The following is a 7,789-nucleotide window of genomic DNA, read 5'->3' on the forward strand; positions in this document are numbered from 1 at the left end:
GGTGCCGCCGTTCCCGGGATACGTGTACTCGACATTCATCTCCTCCTGGCCAAGGATCTGGTCGCCTTTCCCGTCGTTGTCCGTATCGAGGCTTATCTCCGCCTTTCCCGGGTAATTGTTCTGCATGTGGCCGCAATAGACCCCGACATAGAGCCTGGCCCACTGGATTTCGGTAGCGGCCGGGGGGTTGAAGGACTTGTACGCGTACCCCTTGTCGAACCCGTTGTAGGTATCGTACCAGACCCCCCCGGAGACCACTCCCGAGTCCACGGTCCTGAGGGGGATACCGCCCATGTTGACATTGGCATTCGCTGCCGGGGCGAGGGCGAACAGGGCTGCAAGCAGGACCAGGATTGTTATGGCGATGCCCTGGCGCTTCGCCGCTGAAGAGGGGCTCTCCTTAATCGTACCAGGGGTTTGCGCAGTGCAGGCAGCTGCCGGGGCAACAGGACGGGGAAGGCACCGGGACAGATGAGAGAGGACCATGATCATACAGGATCTTATATGACTGATGGTATTAAAAAATTTTATAGTATTTATCAGATTTTTTATGAAAAAAGTATTAAAAAGTAGCAAAGGAACTGTCCCGGCAGGGTTCCGGGAAATGCCCGGGGCAGCCACCGGGGATTCCGGCACTATCCGCACCGGCAGGGCTATCCGGGCTGCGGGTAGATCGCGGCGGTCGTGTTCGTCCCTGCCACAAAACGGCCGGCATACTCGTCCTGGATCTCCCGGGGATCGATGTCACCGGAATTATCGGGATCGAGGATCCGTGCAACCCAGGCGAGCCCGATCACCGAACGGGGGCCGTAGGTGACGCTTCCCGAGATCACGTATACCCTCCCGTTCCTGACCGCGCTGGTGTTCGCGATGCCGGTCCTGCCGACAAGCTTTGCATGGATCTCGCGAAGCTCGGTCTCGTTCTTTCCCGATGCCGCGGTCTTGATGATCACGTCGGGATCCTGGGCCATTACCCATTCGGCATTGACCTTCGGCGAGGAGACCGGGAGCAGCCCTGCGATATTCTCGCCACCGGCCATCGTCACCAGCAGGTCGCCGCCGCTTCCCCAGGTCAGGGCGGAATAATCGGAGTACGACTCGATATAGACCCGTGGGGGGCTGGCGGGCGGGTGAGCTGCGGCAGGGGACCGGACCAGCGCCTCGTACCGTTCGATGAACGCGATATACTCTTCTGCTTCCGCATCCCTGCCGGTCAGGTTCCCGAGCCTTCTTGTATCGGACGCAAGGGTATCGATCTTGTAGCAGTCGATGAGGAGGAGGGGGATGCCTGCCGAGGTTATCCGGTCGACATTCTTCGGGGTGTAACTCGAATAACTGATGACTGCATCGGGATGGAGCGAGTGGATCGTTTCGATATCGGGAGCCTGCCAGGACCCGATACTTTCTGCACCGGCATAGCGCGGGCCGAGCACGGGATGGTTCTTCACCGTGTCGGATATCCCGACGACACGGTCCGCTGCGCCGATTGCGAGGAGGAGTTCTGCCGCATCGGCATTGGTGACGATGATGCGCCCGACGGTTGTGCCGGGGGCCTGCCCGGTGCCGGTGGGACTGGCTGACGGTACCGTATCCGGGGTGAGGGGAGGAGGTGCTGCCGTTGCCGGGGTTACTGTCCTGTCCGGGTTCGACACGCACCCTGTCCCGGCGCACACGGCAAGGACCAGGAGCGCAAGGATCATCGTGGCTGCGATACCGGACCACCGGGAGGGTTTTTTCTTCATGGTTCTTTCTGTCATGGCTGTTCTTGTCCTTTTCCTGTTCGTAAGAAAATCATGTATGCCGTATTGCCTCGACCGGGTTCAGGCGGGCTGCCTGGAAGGCCGGGTAGATGCCGGAGACCAGCGAGAGGACAACCGCGACAAGGAACGCTGCGACAAGGATCCCGGGGGTGACCAGGGCCAGGTCGTAGCGGGCGAACGCGGAAAAGAGGTTCCCGGTCTGGGAGAGCAGGTATGCCTTTCCCGCGGTGTTGATCACCCAGGAGAAGAATATCCCGAGGAGATCCCCCAGGATCCCGCCGATCATGCCGATATACAGGCACTCTGCAAGGATCAGCGTCACTACGTCCCCCTGCGATGCCCCGAGCGCCATGGAGACGCCGATCTCGCGGGTCCGTTCGTATACCGACATGACCATGGTGTTGACGATCATGAGGGCGCCGACAACGAGCGAGATGGCCGCGAAGATCGAGAGGAAGAGGATGACGAGGTCCATGAACCGGTTGACTGACTCGATCTGCCGGAATGCCCCGTTTGCCGTCAGCCCGAGGGACTGGACGTCCCGTGCCACGGCCATCACGTTCTCCGGGTCGTCCACCCGCACGTACACCGCATTGTATGGCATGGACTCGTTGGAAAGGGCGCTGACGGAATCCAGGTCCATGATAAGCAGGTTGTCGAGGGCATCCTCCCGTGCACGAAGCGTGCCTCCCGGTTTTACTGCCAGCTTGCGGTCCGATGGCGCGCCGTACTCGTTATAGTCGCGGATAACGACCGTGAAGAGGTCGCCTTCGCGTATCCCTTCGTACTTCTTCAGCTTCCCGGCCAGTTCGTGGCCGAGAAGTACCTGGTTGGACGATGCCGGGAAGAGTTCCCCCGAGGCCAGGACAGGCCGGAACAGTGCCTTGAGGTCTCCCGCACGGATCCCCAGCACATCGATATAGGTCTGGCGGAGGGTGGAGAAGGAGACCCTGTATACCGGCCCGGCCGCTTCGACATGCGGGATCTTCCGCACAAGATCAGCCTTGGATGCCGTGATCGGGATGACCGTCCCGTCTTTTATGGACCCGGTCACTTCGATGAGCGTGAGGTCCGACTGCTGCCTGATGGTCTCGATCGCCTGGTACCGGATCCCCTCGCCGAACGAGACCATCGCGACAACGGCGGCGATGCCGATCGCGATCCCGAATGCGGTCAGGAGCACCCGCATCCGTTTTTTCATCAGCTGGCGTGCGGAGAGCCGGGCAAAGTCGAGCAGTTTCGTCATATCGCGGTCACCTTCCCGTCAACGAGCCGGAACGAACGATCGGCATATTCCCCGAACTCCCGCTCGTGGGTGACGATAAAGAACGTGGCCTTCCGTTCCCTGCCGATCTCCTGCATCAGGGAGAAGATCTCCCCGCTCGTCTTCTGGTCGAGGTTGCCGGTCGGTTCGTCGGCCAGGATGATCGGCGGGTTGGAGACGAGCGCCCGGGCGATCGCCACCCGCTGCTGTTCGCCGCCCGAGAGCTCGGCCGGGTAGTGGTCCCTGCGGCCATCGAGCCCCACGCGTTCCAGCAGCCCGCCTGCCGTACGGGCCCGCACCTCCGGCTCACGGTAATTGAAGAGCATCGGGTATTCGACGTTCTCCTGCGCTGTCAGGTGCGGCAGGAGGTTGAACTGCTGGAAGATAAACCCGATCTTCTGCCGCCGTATCGATACGAGCCGGGCCGGGTCCCGGAAGTCCACAGGTTCACCGTCGAGAGTGAGAGAACCGGAGCTCGGGCTGTCGAGACAACCAAGGATGTTTAAGAGCGTGCTCTTGCCGGACCCGCTCCTGCCGATGAGGGTGACGAACTCCCCTTTTCCGATGGTAAAGCTTGCTTCCCCAAGGGCAGGGATGCTGCCCCGGTATACTTTTCCCAGGTGGTCTGCTTCAATAGTCGTGCACATGAATATCCCTCACTGGTACCTGACATGCAGGATGGCATTGGTCAAAAGCAGGTAGTCTCCCCGGTCCTGTACGGCCGCGGTGTTCCCCCGGGGGGCGAGAAACGCCGTGACGTCCCGCACCTCGGTCCCGATCTGCTGCTGCGCGTCGGAGTCGAAGATGTCGACCCATTCCTTCCCGTTCGCACCCGGGAAGACAAGGCCGATTATCACCGAGAAGAGTTCCGGCAGCGCCGATCCCTGCCGGTAGTTGAACTGCAAAGCGTTTTTCCTGATGACATCCGAGCGTGTGTACCCCCCGGATGGGGCGATGAGGTGGAGCGTGGCCGATTCTATTCTCTTTGTGTCGATCTCCTGTCCGAAGTCCAGGCTGCTCGTGGCCATGTCAGGGGTGATGCCGTAGCTGTTGTAGAGCATGTCGCACCCTTCCTTTGCGATGACGAGACCTTCCGGGGACGAGGCGCTCCCGTACACGGTGAGGAGCCCGATGCCCTGGATCACGAAGGTGCTGTTCCCTTCCCCGCTGTTCTCTACCGTGACGGCGACCGGGCCGGCACCGGGTATGATATGTTCGCCGGAGAACGTGTCCACGCCCGAGTAGAAGTCGCTTGGGCTGCTGAACCCCTTGTTGTCGGTATACCGTGTTTCGCGGACCGGTACGGTTCCTGTGCCGGGGCCCGGTACAATGGAGATCTCCGGGTAGACGGTCTGCTGGTCCCTCCGGCTCCAGGCCCAGTAGACATAGTATCGCTGGTATTTCACGACCGCGTCTTCCGGTATACCGGGGGCGAACGAGACCGCATACCGGTCGCCGGGATAGATCGTCCCGCTGTACGTGCTGTTGCCGGTCGAGAAGCTGTACCCGCATTTCCCTTCGCAGGTAAAGGCATCGGCAAGCGGTTTGTCGCCGGCATAGGTCGCGAGGACCGGCACGACGAGGAGGGCTGTGCAGGCCAGTGCCATCGCCAGCCTAGCCCGGGAAGTCATACCGGCCCTGCGCATGGTTGTTGCCCCGGCTGCTGTCCTTTATTGCCCCTTCTTCGTCGACAACGACCTTCACTTCGTGGGTGCCCGGGGCGACAAAAACCGGGATCGGGATATCCGTTGTTGCCCCGGCAGCGAGCCCGGCATCGATTCGTTTGGCGGCGATCTTCTCGCCATCGAGATATACAGACACCGTGAACCCGGGGGCATCGCTCCCCCCGCTGTTTGTCACCTGGAGGGGGAGGGTATATTCCCGTGCACCCGTCTCCGCTGCAACCGGTACGGCAATGGCGGGGATGACCAGCATGAGGGCGAGGAGGAGCGATCCGGCCTGCACGGGCGACGGGTATCTCCGCCTGCCATGCCATGCGAGAAGGAGCCCGACCGCAGCGATTGCCCAAAAGGCCGAAAGCGGGGACTTTGTTACGGCCGCAGCTGTGTTCCCCATTACCACGGGCGATCCGATACGGACAGAGAGGTCGGGAGGGGTGCCGGCTTTCAGCGACAGCGAGGCCTCGTTGTTATCAGGCCGGGTATCGGCGGGCGCTGCAACCCCTGCGGTAATGGTGTGGCTCCCTGCCGCTGCCACCCAGGGGACCTGCACTACGGCAATCCCGCTCCGGGGGACCACGACCTGCGTGGTGTTGAGGGTCTTCCCATCGACGGCAAACATGACGGGGACAGGCCCGGCAGGGGGAACACCGTAACTCCGTACGGTCGCCTCCAGGACCGCGTTCTCGCCTGCAAATGCGTTCTCAGCCCGGAGGCCTTCTGCTGCAAGATCGGTCCCCGCGCCGGTGCCGGATTTTGTTATGGTGAGGATTGCGAGGACCGGGTGGATGTAGTCCTCGCCCTCCGGTGCATCGCCCGTCGTGGCAATGGTCCCGTCCCCGTCCAGGTCGAGGCCCCGGATGAACCGTACCGTGTTCTCCTCCGATACGTGTGCTGTGACGTCGAATACCTCCATGTCGGCATACCGCGAAGGGGTACCTGCACCCCCCTCCGCATTGAACGAGACCTCGTCGCCAATGTCCGTGACCTTCGGGCCGGAGGCGTTCCGTACCGGTTTCCCGAGATACTGCCCGTTGAGCTGCACGTAATCCGGCTGGCCCTTTCCCCCGGCCAGGAGGAGGACCGAGAGGTTGGCCCGGGTCATGCCGGACAGCCCTGCGCTGGTAAAGGCGACGTTTGCATCCTCATGCTTCGTGGGATTGGTCCCGGCCCAGCCCTCGCCATGGAGGTTCTCGTTGCCCTCCGCGATCCAGTACTGGGTCCCGCCGGCCCCCGGGTCGTCGACTGCTGCAATCACAACGATCGCATAGACCCGGCCGTCCAGCTTGTTGCCGGCTTCGCCCTTGCTTGTTGTCACGGATACGAGGTTGTCCCCCTTTGTCAGGAGATCGGTCGGGTCGTACGCGATCCAGTAGATGCCGTGGCCGGACTCGTAGAGCTCCCGGTTCACGTCCCGGTCGCCGTTGAGGAGGTACCTGACTTTCTTCTTGTTGTTGATGGTGATGTCCGCCCAGCCGGTATACTTTTCCGTTCCGCCCCAGACCCCGGTATAGACCCGGGCGAACCGGGGGGCCGAGGGGAGCGAAAAGCCGAGTTCGTACGGCGGGTTCTTCAGGCCGTACTGCCCGAAGACGATGACGTTGCCTTCGACGGTGCCCTGTGCGGCAACGGCGAGGGGAAGCCCCTCGAAATCGTAGAGCGCTCCTGCGGGATATGCGAGAAGCGCCGATGCAAGAAGGAGGAGGAGAATGGTTGCATGGCAGGTGTTTCTCATGATAAATACCAGTGTTGTTACGTATGATTCATTCCATGTTACAATTTCAGATAAATATGATGATTTTATTGCGGCGGGTTCCGGCACGATCCGGCGTGGCCAGACCGGGCAGCCGGCGATACCTGCTGCCGGGCCGGCCGGGGATTATGCGGGTTGTTCGTATCCGGACAGTTGTTCCAGGATTGCATGGAACATGTCCTTATGCCGGTGGTTGTACCGGAACGCGAGTTCCTGGACATACGCCGGGACAGCGTCCCGTTTCAGGTACCGGTGCCGCGACCAGCTGGTCTGGGCGTATTTCCAGAAGACCGTGAGCGGGGGCCAGTGCGTCCGGTTCTTCGGCTGGACGAGGACGACTTCCTGGTTCTCCCGGTCCGGGTAATACGCGATCAGGCCGTGGCAGGTCTTTTCGCAGGTGTCGATGAAGAGGATGTTCCCCCGGAGGGGCCACGGGATGTCCAGGTCGACGATAAGATCGTTTGTCGCCGGGGGGAGCGGTTCGATCCGGACGGTCTCGGGACTGTAGTGGATGCCGAAGATTACCGGGCCGGGCCGGGCCCTTGGGTAGATCGGCTCGGTGCCCGGCTCCTTCAGGATAGCAGTCCCGGCCATCCCATCGGCAAAGGAGAGGCGGATCCGGTGGTAAAGATGGTCTACAGCGGAGAGACTGATATGGAGCCGCTCCGCAGCATCAGCAGGCGGGATCTCGTCGGCAAAGTGGCGGGCGATGCGGATGAACTGGAGGTAGGTGAGGCGCGTGTTCTCGATGATGCTCCCCCTCCGTAAGCCCCAGGTGAAACCGCAGTCATTGCACCGTGTCCGTCCCCGCCCGGCCGGACTCACGTGCGTGCTGCCGCAGAGCATGCAGGGCTGGACCCCGTGGAGTATGCCGGCCTTCAGGAGAAATGCCTTTGCCCCGGCTTCGTTCCGGGTCATCTTTCCAAGTGACGTTTTCATGTATCGATCTCCTGTAACAATCTGGTTTTCATTCATTCATGATAAATATTTACTTATTTTTACTACTTTGTAATACTTTTCTAAAAAAAGTGTTACGACTTTGGTGGAGAAGTATTACTAAACAGGCTGGCATCATTCCGGCCGGACGGCTGCCCGGCATACACCGGCCAGCCTTACGGGATCCGTATCGCCGGAGAACGGTTTCCCATGACGGGACAAAGCGGCCCGCCCGGCCGTGCCGGGCGATCCTCCCGGGCACGGGGAGGTGTTTTCCCTCCCTGTTTTTCTTACGTTCCCGGTGTGGAAGTCATAAATATACTATGACCTTAGATAGTGTAATACTGACATGCATTATCTGTAACAATACCTGAGAACTGAATTACTATTTTCCAGT

General features: G+C 61.0%; 7 protein-coding genes. All 7 read right to left on the reverse strand.

Annotated elements, in window-relative coordinates; translation table 11 throughout:
* A partial coding sequence (locus PHF39_RS13265; RefSeq protein ID WP_300224905.1) for a DUF3344 domain-containing protein occupies window positions 1-486 on the reverse strand: 486 nt, incomplete at its 3' end.
* A 167-nt stretch (window positions 487-653) separates the two neighbouring features.
* Window positions 654-1,757: an ABC transporter substrate-binding protein gene (locus PHF39_RS13270; RefSeq protein WP_300224907.1), complete on the reverse strand. Its 1,104-nt coding sequence runs from the start codon at window positions 1,755-1,757 to the stop codon at window positions 654-656.
* 34 nt (window positions 1,758-1,791) lie between these two features.
* The gene (locus PHF39_RS13275) at window positions 1,792-3,006 is read right to left on the reverse strand and encodes an ABC transporter permease (RefSeq protein ID WP_300224908.1); all 1,215 of its coding nucleotides are present in this window, start codon (window positions 3,004-3,006) and stop codon (window positions 1,792-1,794) included.
* Window positions 3,003-3,671, reverse strand: coding sequence for an ABC transporter ATP-binding protein (locus tag PHF39_RS13280; RefSeq protein ID WP_300224909.1), 669 nt, complete (start codon window positions 3,669-3,671; stop codon window positions 3,003-3,005). The genes PHF39_RS13275 and PHF39_RS13280 overlap by 4 nt, the downstream gene beginning before the upstream one ends.
* A 9-nt stretch (window positions 3,672-3,680) precedes the next feature.
* The gene (locus PHF39_RS13285) at window positions 3,681-4,655 is read right to left on the reverse strand and encodes a DUF3344 domain-containing protein (RefSeq protein WP_300224911.1); all 975 of its coding nucleotides are present in this window, start codon (window positions 4,653-4,655) and stop codon (window positions 3,681-3,683) included.
* Complete coding sequence (locus PHF39_RS13290; protein ID WP_300224913.1) at window positions 4,639-6,438, reverse strand: DUF3344 domain-containing protein; 1,800 nt, start codon at window positions 6,436-6,438, stop codon at window positions 4,639-4,641. Before PHF39_RS13290 ends, PHF39_RS13285 begins: the two co-directional genes overlap by 17 nt.
* Window positions 6,439-6,582: 144 nt before the next feature.
* Window positions 6,583-7,395: a hypothetical protein gene (locus PHF39_RS13295; protein ID WP_300224915.1), complete on the reverse strand. Its 813-nt coding sequence runs from the start codon at window positions 7,393-7,395 to the stop codon at window positions 6,583-6,585.
* Window positions 7,396-7,789 lie beyond the last annotated feature (394 nt).

Source organism: Methanoregula sp. (genome assembly GCF_028712425.1).
Classification (GTDB): Archaea; Halobacteriota; Methanomicrobia; order Methanomicrobiales; family Methanospirillaceae; genus Methanoregula.

Bases quoted from the DNA above. Each gene is read 5' to 3' on its own strand.
- PHF39_RS13270 (WP_300224907.1), bottom strand. From the start codon at position 1,757: ATGACAGAAAGAACCATGAAGAAAAAACCCTCCCGGTGGTCCGGTATC.
- PHF39_RS13275 (WP_300224908.1), bottom strand. From the start codon at position 3,006: ATGACGAAACTGCTCGACTTTGCCCGGCTCTCCGCACGCCAGCTGATG.
- PHF39_RS13280 (WP_300224909.1), bottom strand. From the start codon at position 3,671: ATGTGCACGACTATTGAAGCAGACCACCTGGGAAAAGTATACCGGGGC.
- PHF39_RS13285 (WP_300224911.1), bottom strand. From the start codon at position 4,655: ATGACTTCCCGGGCTAGGCTGGCGATGGCACTGGCCTGCACAGCCCTC.
- PHF39_RS13290 (WP_300224913.1), bottom strand. From the start codon at position 6,438: ATGAGAAACACCTGCCATGCAACCATTCTCCTCCTCCTTCTTGCATCG.
- PHF39_RS13295 (WP_300224915.1), bottom strand. From the start codon at position 7,395: ATGAAAACGTCACTTGGAAAGATGACCCGGAACGAAGCCGGGGCAAAG.